This is a genomic window from Frondihabitans sp. PhB161 (assembly GCF_003814635.1).
Classification (GTDB): Bacteria; Actinomycetota; Actinomycetes; order Actinomycetales; family Microbacteriaceae; genus Frondihabitans.
The window spans coordinates 237,649-251,299 of sequence record NZ_RKQW01000002.1; the positions used below are offsets into that span (position 1 = coordinate 237,649).

The window sequence follows — 13,651 nt, forward strand, 5'->3', positions numbered from 1 at the left end:
GTCGCTCAGCGAAGCTCAGCGCCCTCGCCCGGGCTGCCACTCCACCACCGCACCCCCACAGCCACCCATGGTTGGCTTGGCCCATGTCAGCCTCACAGCTCCCGGTCGACGCCGACCGCCCCTGGCTCGCGCACTACGCCCCCGGTGTTCCGCCCGACATCGAGCCCTCTGACGCGACACTGGTCGACCTCATCGACGAGGCGGCGAGCACTTACCGCAGCCGAACGGCGCTGGAGTTCTTCGGGCGCGAGACCACCTACCGAGACCTGCACGATCGAATCCTGCGCGCCGCGGAGGGCCTCCGACGCCTTGGTGTCGAGCCTGGCGATCGGGTCGCTCTGCTGCTGCCGAACTGCCCTCAGCACGTCGTCGCCTTCTACGCGGTCCTTCGACTCGGCGCCGTCGTCGTCGAGCACAACCCGCTGTACACCGATCGCGAGCTTCGTCACCTCTTCGAAGACCACGAGGCGAAGGTCGCGATCGCGTGGGACACCCTCGTCGACCGCCTCGCGTCCATGCCGAGTGACATCCGCTTCGACCGGATCGTCGCCGTCGACATCACCCGGGAGCTGCCTCTGGGCAAGCGCCTGGCCCTTAGGCTGCCCGTGAAGAAAGCGCGCGACTCGAAGGCGGCGCTGACAACCGCCAAGCCCGTCACGAGCGGCAAGACGGTCACCACCTGGGCCGACCTCGTCGACCACCGTCCCCTGCGACGAAAGCACGATCGACCCGCAGCCGACGACATCGCGCTGCTGCAGTACACGAGCGGCACGACGGGCACGCCGAAGGGTGCGATCCTCAGCCACCGCAACCTGCGCAGCAACGTCGAACAGGGCCGGGCCTGGGTGCCGGGTCTCGACGACGGGGCCGAGACCGTCTACGGCGTCCTGCCGTTCTTCCACGCCTACGGCCTCACGCTGTGCCTCACGTTCGCGATGCGCATCGGTGCCCGACTCGTGCTGTTCCCGAAGTTCGACGTCGACCTCGTGCTTACCGCGGCGAAGAAGCACGCTCCGACGTTCCTCCCGGCCGTGCCGCCGATCTACCAGCGTCTGGCCGACGCCGCCCGTGAGCGGAAGGTCGACCTGACGGCCTGCCGAGCTGCCATCTCGGGTGCGATGAACCTGCCGGCCTCGACCGTGACCGCGTGGGAGGAAGTGAGCCGCGGGATCCTCGTCGAGGGATTCGGCCTGACCGAGACCTCTCCCGTCGCGCTCGGCAACCCGGTCGGCCCGTCGCGCCGCTCGGGCACGGTCGGCGTGCCCTTCCCGTCGACCTTCGCGAAGGTCGTGAAACGCGAGGATCCCACGGTGCCGGTCGAGCCCGGACAGCCAGGTGAGCTGCTCCTCAAGGGTCCGCAGGTGTTCCAGGGGTATTGGCGCAGGCCCGACGAGACGGCCGCCGTGCTGCTCGAGGGCGGGTGGTTCCGCACCGGCGACATCGTCACCATGAGCGACGACGGCTTCATCACTATCGTCGATCGCATCAAGGAGCTGATCGTGACCGGCGGCTTCAACGTCGCGCCCTCCGAGGTGGAAGACGCCGTGCGCGGCATCGACGGGGTTGCCGACGCCGCCGTCGTCGGTCTGCCGCGTGAGGCCGGCGGCGAGGATGTCACCGCCGTGGTCGTGCTCGAACCGGGCGCGTCATTCGACGAGGAGGCCGCTCGGGCGCAGTTGCGCGACAACCTCGCCGCCTACAAGGTGCCGAAACACCTGTTCGTGGTCGACGAGTTGCCGCGCAACCTGATCGGCAAGGTGCTGCGGCGGAAGGTGCGCGACGAGCTCATCGCCCGCTCGTGATCGCCGCGCGACCTCGCGTGGATCGGCCAAGGTAGCGGCGCCGCGGCGCGCGACGTCGGCCGATTCGCGCGACCTCGCCCTCGAACGCTACGCAGGATCCGCGATACCGAGCCGTGCCCTCCGCAATCGCGCGTGTTTGGCGGCGACCGGCTCCGGCCCCAATAGGGCGCCGATCCCGGCGAGCATGGCGCCCGCGGGGGCCCGCGTCGGTAGGTCGAGCGGGCCGACGTGGGGCGTGCGAAGCCCGAGTAGTTCACGATGGCGCGGCGATAGGGTGCTGACGGCGCCGTTGAACAGCACGGGGTAGCCGGCGCGCAGCACCGGAAAGAGCGGTGGTCGGCGCAGGAACTTCACGACGTCATCGGTGCGGGCCGAGCGCTCGAGGGTACCCGCTTCGTCGAAGGCCGCCAGTTGCGCCTGCATCTGAGCGACGGAACGCGGCGGATCCTGGACTCCCATGAGCTCGCCGGCTTTGGCCCACTCGCGCACGTACGCGTCGGGGCCGCCTGGGATGGGGTCGCCCCATGCCATGGCCGCCGCCAGGAACGAGTCGGCGAACGCCATGTGAACCCAGGCGAGCAGGTCGGGGTCGTTGGCCTTGTAGTCGTGCGAGACGCCGTGGCGGTCGTCGTAGCTGCCACTCACCTTCTCGTGCAGCCGGAGCACCCAGTTCGACGCGTGGGTCGCGGCCTCCTGCGAACCGTACGAGACGGTGAAGATCCAGCGGATCGTGCCGGCGAGACGGCCCAGAGGATCCTCCCGATACCGAGAGTGGTCGTGCACCCCGGCGAGCGCTCCCGGGTGAAGCGCCTGCACGAGCAGCGCGCGAACTCCCGCGGGGATAGTCGACATGCCGCCGTGCACGGCCCACACGGCCGATCCCGGCCCGAAGAAACCGGGGTCATCGCCCTTCTCGAGGTCGCTGACCCACTCGGGCGTGCCCGTGCGCTGACCGTTGAAGGTGTACTGAAGGCGCGAGCGGATCGGTTCGGTGACGCGGGCGAGACCCGAGGGGGCATCAGTCGAGGGGGCCCCGGACGAAGCAGTGGCTGGCATCCGTCCAGTGAATGCCAGCCACCTGACAGAGGGCCCCCTGATCGCTCGGGTCCGAGCGATCAGCGGGAGCGGCTGCCTGTGTTCAGTCGCTTTCGATCAGTTGCCGTGCGCCTCGACGGAGACGGGCTGCCATTCGTTCCAGGTCGCCAGACGGGACTCGTAGTCCTTCGTCGCGATCTCGATGGGCGCCTTGCCGAAGAAGATGCGCAGCGGCGGCTTCTCGGCGTCGACGACCTTGAGGATCGCCGTGCGGGTCGCCTTCGGGTCGCCGGGGTTGTTCGCCGACGGACGGCTGGCGGCGGCCTCACGGACATCCTTGTACTCGGGCAGCTCGTCGCTGCGCGAGGCCGAGGGGCCCGACCAGTCGGTCGAGAATCCGCCGGGCTCGATCAGGGTGACGTCGATGCCGAAGCCGGCGACCTCCTGCGAGAGCGACTGCGAGAACCCTTCGAGCGCCCACTTCGACGCGTGGTACGCGCCGACCGTCGGAAAGGCGCTGATGCCGCCGATGCTCGACACCTGGATGATGTGGCCCGAACCCTGCTTGCGCATGATCGGCAGCGCCGCCTGGGTGACCCAAAAGGCGCCGAACAGGTTCGTCTCGAGCTGGGCGCGGAGCTCGTCTTCGGTGATCTCCTCGATCATGCCGAAGTGACCGTATCCGGCGTTGTTGATGACGACGTCGAGGGCGCCGAAGTGCTCGGCCGCCTGCTGGACGGCGGCGAAATCGGCCGAGCGGTCGGTGACGTCGAGAGTCAGCGGCAGGACGCTGTCGCCGTACTGCTCGACGAGGGAGTCGAGCGTCTCGATCTTGCGGGCGGTGGCAGCGACCTTGTCGCCGCGCTCGAGGGCCGCCTCGGCCCACTCGCGGCCGAAGCCCTTGGATGCGCCGGTGATGAACCAAACCTTGCTCACTGTCGTGTTCCTTTCGATGAGTGATTCCTGGGTCAGGCAACTCCCTCGGATCCTCGGCTTCCCCAGGTTCGTCCCCCGAACCTTCTAGAGTGGTGCAGTGACCATCGACAGCGCCCGTCCCTGGCTGGGCTCCTACGCCCCCGGCATCCCTCACGACATCGAGCCCGCGACCGGCTCCCTCATCGATCTGGTCCGCGACACCGCTCAGAAATACCCGAAAGCCGTGGCGCTCGAGTACTTCGGCGCGGAGACGACCTACGAAGACATGGTCGAAGAGATCCAGCGGGCCGCCGAAGGCCTCCGCCGCCTCGGGGTGAAGAAGGGCGACACCGTCGCGCTGATCCTTCCGAACTGCCCCCAGCACGTCGTCGCGTTCTACGCGATCCTGCGTCTCGGCGCCATCGTCGTCGAGCACAACCCGCTCTACACGCCGCGCGAGCTGCAGCACCAGTTCGAAGACCACGGCGCCCGCTTCGCCATCGCGTGGGACAAGACGGTAGCGACCCTGCAGAAGTTCCCGGCCGAGGTGCCCCTCGACGGTATCGTGTCGATCGACGTGACCAAGGCGATGCTCTTCTCGATGCGCGCCCAGCTCCGCCTGCCGATCAAGAAGGCCCGCGAGTCGCGCGAGCGCCTCACGACGAGCGTCTCGGGCACGACTCCGTGGGAGAAGATCGCGGCGTCCCCTCGCATCGACGCGAACCACCCGCGCCCCGAGACGGGCGATCTGGCTCTCATCCAGTACACCTCCGGCACCACGGGCAGCCCCAAGGGTGCGATGCTCACCCATGGCAACCTCCTGTCGAATGCCGCGCAGTGCCAGGCCTGGATCCCGCAGATCCAGGAGGGCTCGAGCGTCGTCTACGCAGTGCTGCCGATGTTCCACGCGTACGGCCTCACGCTCTGCCTCACCTTTGCCATGCGGATGGGATCGCGCCTCGTGCTGTTCCCCGCGTTCGAGCCGTCGCTCGTGCTGAAGGCGATGAAGAAGCACCCGCCGACATTCCTGCCCGCCGTGCCTCCGATCTACCAGCGGCTGCAGCGGGCGGCCGACGATGCCGGCGTCTCGCTCAACGGCATCGAGATCGCCATCTCGGGCGCCATGCCGCTCTCGGCCTCCGTGGTCGAGCCCTGGGAGGAGCGCTCGCACGGGTGGCTCATCGAGGGCTACGGCCTCAGCGAGACCTCCCCCGTGCTGATGGCGAACCCGGTCGCCGACAGCCGCCGTGCCGGGACCGTCGGCATGCCCCTACCGAGCACCGAGGCCCGCGCCGTCGACCCGGACGACCCGACGAAAGACGTCCCGCTCGGTGAGCGCGGCGAGCTCGTGGTGCGCGGACCGCAGGTCTTCAGCGGCTACTACAAGCGCCCCGACGAGACCGCCGAGGTCTTCACGGGCGACTGGTTCCGCACGGGCGACATCGTCACCATCTCGGACGACGGCTACTTCACCATCGTCGACCGCATCAAAGACCTCATCATCACCGGTGGGTTCAACGTGTCGCCGTCCGAGGTCGAAGACACGCTCAAGCAGTTCGCGGGGGTGGCCGATGTCGCGGTCGTGGGTCTCGGATCCTCGTCGAACGAGCAGGTGACCGCCGCGGTGGTCGTCGAGCCCGGCACGACCCTCGACGAGGCGGCACTGCGCGAGTTCGCGCGAGAGAACCTCGCCGCCTACAAGGTTCCGCGTCGCATCGTCGTCGTCGACAGCCTGCCCAAGTCGCTCATCGGCAAGGTCATCCGCCGCCACGTGAAAGAGCAGCTGCTCAAGAAGTAGGGCTTGCCTACCGAGGGCAGCGCCGGCCGCGCGTCAGCGCCCGGCGCGCCCCTCGGCGAGCCAGGCGAGACGCTGCAGCGCCTCGGTGTTGCGGATGTTGAGCGCTATCGCCATGAGTGGTTTCGGCACCACGAGGCCGGGGCCCTTCGAGGCGAACTCTTCCATGCGGACGACGCAGCCGTCTCTGTGCCGCTTGACGTCGATGATCACGACCGCTTCGCCGATCGGCCAGCCTCGCGCGACGAACTTCGCGTGCCGAGGGGCATCCCACTCCACCGACGAGGTCGTGTCGTCGATCACGACCGGCCAGGAGCCGAACGAGTGATGGATCTCGGATCCAGGGGCCGGCCAGGCATCCGACACGTCGCGGATCCGGGCGGAGCCCACGACCCAGCTCGCGAACAGCCAGCCGTCGGCGAGCACCTCGAAGACGGCTTCGGGTGTGGCGTGGATCAGGCGGTGGCGAACAGACATGGCGCCCCTTTCAGAGTCCGAGGTGAGGAAGCGAGCGTATGCCGAATTCATGCCGGAGCGCACTCCGGGCCGCGTAGGCGCCACCGAGACCGTGCACGCTCGGGCCTGGCGGGGTCGACGACGACCCGAGGTAGATGCCCTTTTCCGGCGTGCGCCACGGGTCGATATCGACGATCGGCCGCGCGATGAGCTGCTTGACGCTCGGCGCCCCGGTCGCGATGTCGCCGCCGATGTAGTTCGGGTCGTAGTTCTCGAGGTCTTTGGCCGTGCGCGACACCGACGCGAGGATCGTGTCGCGGAACCCGGGCGCGTATTTCTCGATCTCGCGGGTGATGACCTCAGTCTGATCGATGTCGCTGTCGCGCGGCACGTGCGTGTACGCCCAGAGAGCCGCCTTGCCTTCGGGGGCTCGGGTCGGGTCGATCACTCCCTGCTGAACGACCAAGACAAAAGGATCCGGCGCATGGCGCCCCTGGGCCACCGCTCTCTCGGCGGCCGCCACTTGCTCGCGGGTGCCGCCGAGATGCACGGTCGGCGATCGGCGCACGTCGGCGTTCAGCCACGGCACCGGCTCCGAGAGCGCGAAGTCGACCTTCGAGGCGGCGTTGCCGTACTGGAACTTGTTCAGCGCGCGCGAGTACCAGGAGGGGAAGCGGTCGCCGCCGATCGCGGCCATCGCTCGGGCGCTGACGTCGAAGACGACTGCTTTGGCGCGGGCGACCTCGTCGAGCGACGTCACCTCGACGCCGGTCTCGATCTCGCCCCCGTGCGCGATCACGTCGGCGGCGAGAGCGTCGATGATGCTCTGACTTCCACCCTGAGGCAGAGGCCAACCGCGAGCGTGCGCGTGCACCGCGAGAGCGAGGCCCGCGGCGGACGCCGCGAGGGTCGGCATCGGACGGATCGCGTGCGCCATCACGCCAGCGAGCATTGCCGGCGCCTCTTCGGTGCGCCAGCGCTCGTTCCACCACGGCATGCCCTGGTCGAGCATCGCGAGGCCGAAAAGGGCTGCGGTGGCGGGATGGCGTGGAAGCTGCAGCAGCGATGACAGCGAGAACTGCGCGAGCTGGTCGTCGCGGGCGACGAGGTCGCCGAGCAGATGCTCGTACGAGCGGCCATCGGGGCCCAGGCCGGCCACCGTGTCGGCGAGACTCCGGTGCGCGATGCCCGCCCGGCCGTCAGCCAGCGGGTGCGCGTAGCTGATGACGGGGGTGAGCATCGGGATCCTGCGGTCGAGTTCGAACCGCCGGAAGAAGCCGGAGACAGCACCCATGGGGTGCACGGCAGAGCAGATGTCGTGCAGGAACCCTGGGAGCGTCAACTCGGCCGTGCGCGCGCCGCCGCCGATCGTGTCGTTCCGTTCGAGCACCCTTACCTTCAGCCCGGCCCGCGCGAGCACGACGGCCGCTGCCAGCCCGTTGGGGCCGGCTCCGACGACGATGGCGTCGTCGGTCACTTGCGCGCCTTGACGCCCGCCACCAGCGCCGTGAGCCCCGCCGCCGCCGCGCCGATCGCGGCGGCGTAGCTCACCGTCCGGTGCTGGGTGTACCAGATCTGCGGGCTCGACTCTTTGGCCTTGTCGCTGAAGATGCCGCGTGAGCCGTGATCGCCGGCCACGGGCTCATAGAGGTTCGTCGGCAGCATGGGCTCTGACTTCTCGGGGGCCTGCTGACCGGAGTAGCCCGTCTTGGCGAGATAGACGTCGAGGAAGCTCGCGACGAATCGGTTGCCGAGCACCGTCATGACGGTCGGCTCGCCGATCCAGCTGCGGCGGCGAGGTCGTTCGGCGACGTCGGCGACGGCACGGGCGCAGGTCTCCGGCTGGAAGATCGTGGGAACGGGCTGCGGGTGGTCGGGCAGCTGCGACTTGACCCAGTTGAACTGGATGGTGTTCATCGCGGGCATGTCGACCTGCGAGATCTTCACGTGACTCTTGTTGTGGATCAGCTCGGTCGTGACCGACTCGGTGAAGCCCGTGATCGCGTGCTTGGAGGCGCAGTAGGCGGCCTGGAGCGGAATGCCGCGGTGCGCGAGTGCCGACCCGATTTGGATGACGTGGCCACGGTCGCGGGGAACCATGCGCTTCAGAGCTGCGCGGGTGCCGTTGACGAAGCCGAAGTAGTTGACGTGCGTGGCCCGCTCGAAGTCGCCCGGGTCGGTGGTGAGGAACTCGCCGAAGACGCCCACCATCGCGTCGTTGACCCAGAGGTCGATCTCGCCGAGCTCGCCTTCGATCCGCTCGGCTGCGGCCTCGACGGCGTCGTTGTCGGCCACGTCGACGCTGATCGAAAGGGCTCGGCGGCCCGTGCTGCGAACGTCGGCGGCTGCCCCGTCGAGCCCGTCTTCGCCGCGCGCGAGGATCGCGACATCCCACCCGCGCTCGGCGAGTTCGCGGACGATGGCGCGACCCAACCCGGCGGTTCCGCCGGTGACGACTGCGATCTTGTTCGACATGGATCTCCTCGGTGCTGTTGCGTCGGTCGGCTGACCGCGGGATGCTTCACGGTAGTCGTGCGACCCTGAGCCCGCGCGGGCTCCGTCGTCAGGTACCCTCGTTTCGCCGCACTCGTGTCATCCGGGACTCGTGCGGCGTCACCACCAAGGAGAACCATGGGATCACTGATCTACGGTTCGACCTCGATCGAGATCGAGTTCGAAGACCGCACGCTCGAACACCTGCAGATCGTGATCGCCACCAAGCTCCGTCGTCGCGAGTCGTTCTTCTTCTCGTGGCGAGACCCGCAAAAGGTCGGCGACGGTCGGTCGAGCCTCTGGATGGATCCCGGCATCCCCCTCTACTTCAAGTACAACGGCGGGCGCGTGCCTTCGATCAGCCGGGCCTGGCTGGCCGAGCTGACCACGAGCGCGAACAGCTCGAGCGGCCTCGTGCTCTCGGACGAGCCGTCGCTCGACAACAGCGTCAAGTCGTAGGTCCGGCGCCTTTCGGGCGCGCCGCTCGGGGCTCGCCGCTCGGGGCTCGCCGCTCGTCGAGAGTGCGAAAATGGCCCTGCCTGCGCTAGCGGAGGGCCATTTCTGCACTCTCGCCGCAAGCCCGGCCGGTCGGTGGGCCGGCGGGCCGTCTGCCCTGCCGCTCGGGGCTAGGCAGCCGTCCGCTGACGCCGCTTCGCCAGTGTGATCGCCAAAGCTCGCCACCCGAGAAGAAAGACACCGAGCACGATGGTGGCCACGATGACGAAGCTCACCGCAACGCCCTGACCCGACGAGTCCCGCAGCAGCATCCCGACGAACACGGTCGCGACCCAGATCACCACTCCCGAGTGCAGCGTCACGAACGGCCACCGGAATCCGACGATGCCGAGCCACCCGATCACCAGCCCGCACGCGAACGGCCAGGCCGTCGTCAGCACTCCGACGAACGCGTCCGACTCCGCGTGACTGCGTCGACCGATCAGCACGAAGACCAGCACCAGCACCAGGTCAATTCCGAACGACCACCACGGGAACCGCCGAAAGACGGTCGACGACGGATTCACGATCCGATCGATGACACCCATCAGCGCGACCTCGGGTTTTCGAGGGCCCGCGACAGCTCCGCGAGGAGCTCGTCGATCTGCGGTTCGACCAGGCGGTCGATGGCGTCGGAGATACGGGTGCGGTGCTCGACGAGAGCAAGGCAGACGGCGGTGCCGACCTGCCGGGCGTGGTCGTCGGCGAGTTCGAGTTCGGTGCGCAAAGCGGCTTTAGCTTCTTCCGAGTAGCTGGCGGGGGCGTCGGCGAGCGACGAAGGGGCAGGATCCGTCGGCTCGGCACGAGCGGGCGGCACGACCCGGTCGGCTTCCGCGAGTTCGGCGAGGGTGAAGAGGTAGGGCTGCCCGGGCTCCGGCTCGGGGTCGATCTCGAGCCCCTGGAACTCGAGGGCGAGGCCCTCGTCGGGCTTGTAGCCGGCGGGCTCCGGCTCGGCGGCCCGGCTCAGCTCCCGCGAGACGAGGGGCAGGTTGCGCGCCGTGTACTCCTCGACCGCCTCGTCGATGATGACGCGCATGCGACTGAGCAGAGCGTGCTGCACGGTGTGCGGCACCTCGTGGTCGAACCCCGCCGCTGTCGCGACCGGCGAGCCCAGGCAGAGCCGGCACACTTTCGTCCGTGCCCGGGAGGTGCCGATCTCCCAGCGCGGCAGCCATCGAAGGAAGGCGTCGACGCCGTTGCGCACGCGCCCCTCGATCGAATCGGCCATGCGCACATCGTACGGCGAGGACCCCGTATTCACCGCTACGCCGATCGCGTGCCCCCTCTGCCGATCGCGTGCCCCCGCTGCAAATTTGAAGGAGAAACCGGGCGGCGACCCCGTCGGATCCTGATGTCTTCGTCGGCGGCGTGACGTTTCTCCTTCAAATTCGGGCGGGCCACAGCTCGGGTGGGCAGCAGACCGGGCGGGCCACAGCTCGGGCGGGCCACAGCTCGGGCGGGCAGTAGACCGGGCAGGCCTGTCAGGCGCCGGCAGCAGCCGAGTTGACCATCCAGTCGACGCCGAACTTGTCTTTCAGCATGCCGAACCGATCGCCCCAGGGAGCCAGCTCGTAGGGCGCGACGATGGTGGCGCCCGCGGCGAGCCCTTCCCAGTACGCGGCGAGTGTCTCGGAATCGCCGTCTCCGCCGCCGGACAGCGAGACGCTGATCGCACTGCCCGACTCGCCGGGCATCGACGACGGGGCATCCGCGGCCATCAGCGTCAGGCCGCTGTCGGTGACGAGTTGGCCGTGCATGAGCAGCTGCTCCTCGCCGGGGAACTGCTCCGCCATGCCGCCCTCGGCGAACGTCATCGTGGTGGGGGTGCCGCCGAGCACCGAGGCGTAGAAGTCGAGGGCCTCGCGAGCCTGACCGCGAAAATTCAGATACGGGTTGAGCGTGATAGCCATGGGACCCTCCCGGTCTCGATGTCACAGCCGTTGTGACGGCGCCAGTCTCCCGCCCGGAGGAGGTGCACCACAAGGTGCCCGTACGATTGGCAGATGCCGAAAACGAAGCGAAGGATCCGTCGGATCCTGCGCTTGGCCCCCGTCCTGGCCCTGCTCGTCGGTTGCGGCGTCGCTCTGCCCCTGCCCGCTACCGCGGCCACCTCGACCGCGAGCCCGGCGGACGGCCCCGAGTACGTCGCCCTCGGCGATTCGTATGCCGCGGGCTACGGCCTCGCTCAGCCGACGGGCCGCCCTGTCGCCGCGTGCGGTCAGTCCGCCCTCGACTACCCCCACCTCATCGCGTCGTCGTTGGGCCTCGACCTCACCGACGTGTCGTGCGCGGGTGCGACCACCGCCGACATCGTGTCGACGCGCCAGCACGGCGCCGCTCCGCAGGCTGAGGCCCTCGGCAGCCAGACGAAGGTGGTCACGGTGTCGATCGGCGGCAACGACGCGGGTCTCTTCTCGACGGCGTCGAAATGCATCGCCGTTGCGAAGGAGGGCCCCGTGATCAGCTCGGGGGCGTCGTCGTGCCGGTCAGCGCTCGTCACCGACGGCGTCGACTCGCTGGCTGCGGCGATCGACGGGCACGTCACCGCGGGGCTCCGATCGGCGTTCGCCACGATCGCGTCGCGGGCACCGCAGGCGAAGGTGATCGTGGTCGGCTACCCGGCCATCTTCCCGGACGCAGCCCACACTCCCCCCGCGGGATGCTTCCGCCCGGTCGTCTCGGCCTCGACCCTCACCGACGGGCTGCCCACGAACGGCTTCCCCTTCACCGCTACCGACGTGAAGTACCTCTCCGGTGTACAGGATCACCTCGACGACGCCCTCCGCTCCGCCACGAAGTCCGCCGGCTTCACCTACGTATCGACGCTCGCGGCGACCCGGGCGCACTCCGGCTGCGCAACCTCGGGGTCGTACATGCAGGGCATCACTCTGATTGCGTCGGCCGGGTTCGGCGACATCTCGTTGCAGCGCGGTGCCCTGCATCCGAATGCCGCCGGCGCTCGCTTCCTGGCTGCGCAAACGGGTGCCGCCGTCGCGGCTGCTCTCGCGCCCACCCCGTCCCCTTCGCCGACGTCGTCGCCCGCAGGGTCGGACGGCTTCACGATCGACCTCGGTTGGATCGTGTTCGGCGGGATCCTGCTGGTCTTCGCCGTGATCGTGCTGTTCGCCTGGCGGGGTATCACCCGCGCTCGCGCCGACCGACGCTAGCGAATTGCTGCTGCCCAGCCACCCGAGACGTCAAAAACGACCGGGCATCAGCGCCCCAAGAGGTCGATTCTGAGGTCTCACGCGGCGGGCGCCGTGACGAAGTCGATCAGCTCTTCGACTCGGCCCAGAAAGGCCGGCTCGAGGTCGGCGAACGTCCGCACCTGTCCGAGGATCCGCTGCCACGCCCGAGCGATGTCGGCCTGCTCGTCGTGCGGCCACCCGAGCGCCTGGCAGATGCCGTGCTTCCACTCGATGAAGCGGGGAATCGTCGGCCACTCCGTCATGCCGAGCCGCCCCGGCTTGACCGACTGCCACACGTCGACATACGGGTGCCCGACGACCAGCACCGAGCGGCCAAGCGGGCTGCGGCTGATCTGTTCGGCGATCCGGCTTTCTTTCGAGCCCTTCACCAGGTGATCGACGAGCACACCGACCTTGCGCGTGGGTGAGGGCTTGAACTCCTTGAGCACGTCGGCGAGGTGGTCGACGCCCTCGAGGTATTCAACAGCGACGCCCTCGATGCGCAGGTCGTGCCCCCAGACCTTCTCGACGAGCTCGGCGTCGTGCCGCCCCTCGACGAAGATGCGGCTCGGCAAGGCCACGCGCGCTGTGGCGTCAGTCACCGCGAACGACCCGGAGGCCGACCGGAGACGCCCCTGAGACGCGGCCCGGGGGTACTGCAGCCGCACGGGCTCACCGTCGACCGCGAAGGCCGAGGTGAGCGGAAACGCACGGACGCGGTCTTTCCAGTCGACGAGCTCCACTGTCTGGGCCTCGACGCGCACGATGGCGCCGGTGAACCCTGATCGAGTCTCTTCGACGACGAGGTCGCGCACGGCGTCGACGACACGGGGCGGTTTGCGCCCCGCATCTTTCCAGCCCTTCGCGAGAACGTCGTCGCCGTAGCGATCGAAGTCGGTCATGGCCCCTCCTCTAGCGGCGTCGCGCGGCCTTGGCCTCGGCCGGCTGGAATCCGTCGGCGAAGACCCACACCGCGAACACGAGCAGGCCGATGATGTACAGCGCCGAGACGACCACCGGGAGCCACGGCGATTCGAGCAGGCCGTTCTTCTGCGAGACGACCGCCACCATCACCTCGGCGGCGAGAAACCAGAACGTGATTCCGATGGCCCGCGACAGGTAGATGAAGTAGCGGTGCTTCATCTCGCGCACCCGCTCGCGTCCGCCCGACTTCCAGTAGGCGGCGTGCGGCACGAGCATGTGCCGCGCCGGGGTCACCGCGAAAGCGAGAGACCCGAGGATCCACGCCCCGAGCACGATGAGCCCGGCGATCGTGGCGGTGATCTCGAGATCGCTCCGTGACGCCGCCAGCCCCTGCTTGCCCGCCGACGTCCAGATGAGAATCGAGTGGGCGGGCAGCACCCGCGAAGCCACGATGACAGCGACCGCGAGTGCCACCAGGCCGATCAGGCCCGGACGCAGCGGCGTGAGCCACCAGGCCGTGCCCTTCGAAGCGGGGGAAGACACTGTGC

At 68.8% G+C, this 13,651-nt stretch carries 14 protein-coding genes; 4 read left to right on the forward strand and 10 right to left on the reverse strand.

Going from position 1 to position 13,651, the window contains the following annotated elements; translation table 11 throughout:
- The first annotated feature begins 83 nt into the window (after window positions 1-83).
- A complete protein-coding gene (locus tag EDF39_RS09850; protein WP_123942717.1) occupies window positions 84-1,802 on the forward strand; it encodes a long-chain-fatty-acid--CoA ligase in 1,719 nt (572 codons plus the stop codon).
- 87 nt (window positions 1,803-1,889) lie between these two features.
- Here EDF39_RS09850 and EDF39_RS09855 read toward each other — a convergent pair whose 3' ends face one another.
- Together EDF39_RS09855 and EDF39_RS09860 are read right to left on the reverse strand one after the other, a co-directional pair.
- A complete protein-coding gene (locus EDF39_RS09855; RefSeq protein WP_123942719.1) occupies window positions 1,890-2,858 on the reverse strand; it encodes an oxygenase MpaB family protein in 969 nt (322 codons plus the stop codon).
- A gap of 96 nt (window positions 2,859-2,954) precedes the next feature.
- Window positions 2,955-3,773, reverse strand: coding sequence for an SDR family oxidoreductase (locus EDF39_RS09860; RefSeq protein ID WP_123942721.1), 819 nt, complete (start codon window positions 3,771-3,773; stop codon window positions 2,955-2,957).
- 97 nt (window positions 3,774-3,870) lie between these two features.
- Here EDF39_RS09860 and EDF39_RS09865 point away from each other — a divergent pair, with 97 nt between their 5' ends.
- Entirely contained in the window at window positions 3,871-5,550 is a 1,680-nt protein-coding gene (locus EDF39_RS09865) for a long-chain-fatty-acid--CoA ligase (RefSeq protein ID WP_123942723.1), read from the forward strand.
- Window positions 5,551-5,583: 33 nt separating this feature from the next.
- On the opposite strand, the gene EDF39_RS09870 is transcribed toward EDF39_RS09865, so the two are convergent.
- Genes EDF39_RS09870 through EDF39_RS09880 form a run of 3 tightly spaced genes read right to left on the reverse strand, consistent with a single transcriptional unit; the run spans window position 5,584 to window position 8,478 of the window.
- On the reverse strand, window positions 5,584-6,024 hold the full coding sequence (locus EDF39_RS09870) for an SRPBCC family protein (RefSeq protein WP_123942725.1): 441 nt from the start codon (window positions 6,022-6,024) through the stop codon (window positions 5,584-5,586).
- 10 nt (window positions 6,025-6,034) lie between these two features.
- Window positions 6,035-7,480 (reverse strand): NAD(P)/FAD-dependent oxidoreductase, encoded by a 1,446-nt coding sequence (locus tag EDF39_RS09875; protein ID WP_123942727.1) that lies wholly within the window; start codon window positions 7,478-7,480, stop codon window positions 6,035-6,037.
- Entirely contained in the window at window positions 7,477-8,478 is a 1,002-nt protein-coding gene (locus tag EDF39_RS09880) for an SDR family oxidoreductase (protein WP_123942729.1), read from the reverse strand. The genes EDF39_RS09875 and EDF39_RS09880 overlap by 4 nt, the downstream gene beginning before the upstream one ends.
- A gap of 156 nt (window positions 8,479-8,634) precedes the next feature.
- Between EDF39_RS09880 and EDF39_RS09885 the strand changes: the two genes are divergently transcribed.
- Window positions 8,635-8,955 (forward strand): hypothetical protein, encoded by a 321-nt coding sequence (locus EDF39_RS09885; protein ID WP_055962903.1) that lies wholly within the window; start codon window positions 8,635-8,637, stop codon window positions 8,953-8,955.
- 167 nt (window positions 8,956-9,122) lie between these two features.
- On the opposite strand, the gene EDF39_RS09890 is transcribed toward EDF39_RS09885, so the two are convergent.
- The 3 genes from EDF39_RS09890 to EDF39_RS09900 form a co-directional block, all read right to left on the reverse strand.
- On the reverse strand, window positions 9,123-9,539 hold the full coding sequence (locus EDF39_RS09890; RefSeq protein WP_123942731.1) for a DUF3054 domain-containing protein: 417 nt from the start codon (window positions 9,537-9,539) through the stop codon (window positions 9,123-9,125).
- On the reverse strand, window positions 9,539-10,219 hold the full coding sequence (locus EDF39_RS09895; protein ID WP_123942733.1) for a spermidine/putrescine ABC transporter substrate-binding protein: 681 nt from the start codon (window positions 10,217-10,219) through the stop codon (window positions 9,539-9,541). The genes EDF39_RS09890 and EDF39_RS09895 overlap by 1 nt, the downstream gene beginning before the upstream one ends.
- Window positions 10,220-10,472: 253 nt before the next feature.
- Window positions 10,473-10,901 carry a VOC family protein gene (locus EDF39_RS09900; RefSeq protein ID WP_055962909.1) on the reverse strand — a complete coding sequence of 143 codons (429 nt, stop codon included), beginning with the start codon at window positions 10,899-10,901 and terminating at the stop codon, window positions 10,473-10,475.
- 93 nt (window positions 10,902-10,994) lie between these two features.
- On the opposite strand from EDF39_RS09900, the gene EDF39_RS09905 reads away from it, so the two are divergent.
- Window positions 10,995-12,158 (forward strand): SGNH/GDSL hydrolase family protein, encoded by a 1,164-nt coding sequence (locus EDF39_RS09905; RefSeq protein ID WP_123942735.1) that lies wholly within the window; start codon window positions 10,995-10,997, stop codon window positions 12,156-12,158.
- 77 nt (window positions 12,159-12,235) lie between these two features.
- On the opposite strand, the gene EDF39_RS09910 is transcribed toward EDF39_RS09905, so the two are convergent.
- Complete coding sequence (locus tag EDF39_RS09910) at window positions 12,236-13,081, reverse strand: DUF3097 domain-containing protein (RefSeq protein WP_123942737.1); 846 nt, start codon at window positions 13,079-13,081, stop codon at window positions 12,236-12,238.
- Between the two features lie 10 nt (window positions 13,082-13,091).
- Entirely contained in the window at window positions 13,092-13,646 is a 555-nt protein-coding gene (locus tag EDF39_RS09915) for a hypothetical protein (RefSeq protein WP_123942739.1), read from the reverse strand.
- Window positions 13,647-13,651: the final 5 nt, after the last annotated feature.